This is a genomic window from Sinomicrobium soli (assembly GCF_003285545.1).
Lineage (GTDB): Bacteria > Bacteroidota > Bacteroidia > Flavobacteriales > Flavobacteriaceae > Sinomicrobium.
Window position 1 is genome coordinate 1 of sequence record NZ_QLNV01000033.1, and the last position, 3,795, is coordinate 3,795.

Annotated in this window: 3 protein-coding genes; all 3 read left to right on the plus strand. The window is 37.4% G+C overall.

What is annotated here, in order from left to right; translation table 11 throughout:
- Positions 1–266 (plus strand): hypothetical protein (locus tag DN748_RS18800; protein WP_236636921.1); only part of this gene is annotated, 266 nt, incomplete at its 5' end.
- Between the two features lie 96 nt (positions 267–362).
- Positions 363–1,136, plus strand: a complete 774-nt coding sequence (locus tag DN748_RS18805; protein WP_112373379.1) for a hypothetical protein — start codon at positions 363–365, stop codon at positions 1,134–1,136.
- A 2,160-nt stretch (positions 1,137–3,296) separates the two neighbouring features.
- Positions 3,297–3,614, plus strand: coding sequence for a hypothetical protein (locus DN748_RS18830; RefSeq protein ID WP_112373384.1), 318 nt, complete (start codon positions 3,297–3,299; stop codon positions 3,612–3,614).
- Positions 3,615–3,795 lie beyond the last annotated feature (181 nt).

Genomic DNA, 3,795 nt, shown 5'->3' on the forward strand with positions numbered 1-3,795 from the left:
AAAGCTCCTATGCGGACATATCAACAAATGCTGCTGATAGAAAATGGACGTTGTTAGGTAGTGGTACAGATCCTAATAACCCGATGGTGTTTTCAGGAAGAATTACAGATATCACCAAGGATAAAGGAGGGAACTTGCGAATGGTATTGAATGCAGACAGGACGCAGTTAACATGGGAGCTGAGCAACAGTGAAGGGGCCCGGATTGGAGACTATGATTGGGGTTTTACGCTTCCCAAACAATTAACGCTGCACAAGGTAGATTAAGCGCAAAGTCATTATCCGTGTAGTCAATGGACACCCGGTATGAAAATACAAGGGTCTATTGATCCCGACAGATATTCCATGTGAAACTATCAGGCAATGGCTGGCCAGGTGCGGCAAGCCCAGCTTGATAAGTTGAACCAGATCGTGAGTACATCAACCTCGTATCCTGGTTTTACCACTATAAACGTAGCCAGATTGCAGGATATCAATGACGCTTACAGCACGGTGGTCAATATGGACTACTTTCCGGTCACAGTGAATGAACTGCCAGTCGTTAACGGGCAGAGGCAGACCCCTGAACAATTTCTGAACCATATCCGGACAAATATCAATAGCTTTGTGGATACGGAATACAGTGAATTCGAACCTTATCAATGGCCCGGTCTTGATGAGATCACACTGTGGAACTCCTCGAATCCGCTGGGGGCAGTCATAGGAATTGATATCAAAGGACCGGACAACGGGTCCGTCATTGTAAGTGATTACGATACGGATAAATGGACTTTTTCCACGATTTTTGATCCAAAATATGGTGAACATCCGGTTTCAGGAAATAGGGATTTTGGATACACACAAAACAGCAATGGCTCATATACGTTTTATACCAGAGGGGTGGATAGGTTGACGGACGCGGGAGGAACAGCCCTACACAATGTATCAGAGTTCTTTACCGGAGAGAGTTTTCCATTTAGTCAGGCCGATGCACTTTGGGAATCCTTTCAAAGTAAAATCGATAATTTTGTAAAATCAAATGGCGGTAGTTCATCGGTAAATACCCCACAGATTCATCGACCAGACTGGCAGCAAGTGCAAGATGTTTTGGAGGGGAAAGCACCACTCAGTACATTAAGTAAAGATTGTCCGGATTAACATTATTGATAGAAGATGCTTCGAGAAATTAAAAGAAATAACGTCATAATGAGATACTTTTATTATTTATCTGTTGCAGTATCTGTTTTCATATTGGCCCTATATCTATTTGGCCCTTATGGAGGGGTGCTGGGAATTTTTTCCATGATGAAAAATGGATTTTACGACCATGACTATATTGTTTCATCATTTGGCACACGGTTATCATCAGTAGTGTTATATTTGAATCAATTCGTTGCTTTTCTTTTCTTTGGCGCCACGATATTATGTATTGGAACAGTTTTCTTTTTCCGGATGATCGCCGTCCGCAAATATCGAATCGGGGTTTGGTGTTTGGTTATCGTTGCATTCATTGTACTTTTTCCTAAATTGTACCATTTTTTCGCGTCCAACATCATACAATAGTTCCATTACACTCTATACCAGAGGGTGGAGTTTTTAGTCAATATCTTTACAATTATAAATTAAACGCCTCTCAGTAGATTCATCGTCCGGATTGGAGTCAGGTAATAGACGTTTTAGAAAGCAGGGCGCCGTTGAGTACGTTAAGTAAAGATTGTCCAGATTAGTAAATTATTTGTGTAGTCATATGAATAACTTGATTAAAGGAATTGTAGTGTTGCTATTCATCGTTAATTTATTGCATTTAACATTACTGTTATTTATGCCGATAGGTGGGGCAATTGTGTTTGTTAAAGGGATATTCTTTGCTGTATTGGAAAATAATAAAGATATATTAGGGATAGACACTGTGGGCATTAATATCATTAATCTCGTGTCTTCCATACTATATATTGGTTCTATTGTGTCTGGTATTATAATCCCATTAATTCCTAAAATTCCTCTTCATAAGCGATTAATCACAGAAATTTTCCTTTCATTGATTCCATTTATCCTAATCGCTCTGAGATTTTTGTTTTTCCCTTAAATTGATTTTGAAATACTTTATACATCAAAGTATTATTGTTTCTAAGGTAGTTTGGGAAAAAGTACAAAACAATAACATTAATTCGGTTGTGATTTTGGATATGTATAGAAAGTTTTCAAAACAGCGGTAGTTCATCAGTAAATACCCCACAGATTCATCGACCAGACTGGCAGCAAGTGCAAGATGTTTTGGAAGGAAAAGCACCGCTGAGTACATTAAGTAAAGATTGTCCGGATTGATTAATTATGTAATGTCATGAAGAAAATACTATTTTATGCTTCGTTTGGGATCTGTCTGATTCAACTGTGCTTTTATTTGTTTATACCTTTTGGAGGCGTGTTAACCATTGTCTCGACCATTCGTAAAGGACTTTATAACAAAAGATACCTGACTCCGCTCAGTGAGCAAATCGATTGGGATAAATTAACTTTGCTTAATCAAACAGTAGCACTCATTTATTTTTTGTGCATAATCGTTGGAGTTGTATTACCGTGGCTCCCTAAGCTAAAAAAGGATATAAAACACAACCTTACCATTATTGCCTGTATTATTTCTCTTAGTATTCTGTTTGTCGGTAGGCTATTTTGAAGAATTGTGTCTACCGATCCAACTTGCAAAAGATCAAAGGCGTAATAGCGGGTAAGGCAGCATTAGGCTCTTTGAGTTAAGATTGTTTCGGTTAATTATTATCAAAGATGAATCTTAGGAAAATTATTGTGCCCCTTTTTATTGCGCTACCGATACCTATATTTTTAAAAATTAGGTGGCTTCCAAATGTCTATGATGCCTTATTTAAAGGGATCTATCGTTATTATGATTTTGAGATCGAAACACTTCGCGAATTTATCTTCCATGTTTATGGAAGTTCATACTTCATTGACTATGTTTTATCTGTCCTCATGTTAATGCTCCCTTTTCAACTTATTAAGGATTATTATTCAAAAAAGAATATAAGACTTTCTTTCTTAAAGAAATGGGGTATATTAACGTGTATTGTTTCTGGATGGATTATATTGTTGGGGACCTTCAGTAATATTTGGTGGGTTCCATGGTATAAAAATATGATATATATTGCATATGCACTATTCCTCGGATTAATCTGCACAACCTTACTTTATTTTGCGATTGATCGGCACGTTGATAAAAACAATCAGCCTACAAAGAACAAATAGCTTAATTTCATTACACACCCCCCCAAAAAATTCACCATCCTGACTGGCAGCAAAAGCAAGATGTTTTGGAGGAAAAAATTAAGAGCAGTCATAGGAATTGATATCAAAGGGCCGGACAATGAGTCTGTTATTGTAAGTGATTACAACACCGAAAAATGGACTTTTTCCACGATTTTTGATCCAAAATATGGTGAACACCCGGTTTCAGGAAACAGGGATTTCGGGTATACGCAAAACGGCGATGGTTCATATACATTTTATACCAGAGGGGTGGATAGGTTGACAGACTGGCTAACAACATCCGGACAGACCGCAGAAGCAACCTTCTGGGGAAAATCAATATTATTGATACCGATAAAATTCCTTCATTCTTCATAAGTTAAATCCAGGAATATGTTATACGTTAACTCCGAAAATCGGAGTAGAAAATATTTCATATATAGGAAATATTATTTATATTGGTCAAAATAGCATGAATTATAAACCCCCTACAACTATTTATATGGACTAAAAATACTATGCTGAATGATGAAAAAAAACAAACAACTTGCCCTGTTGG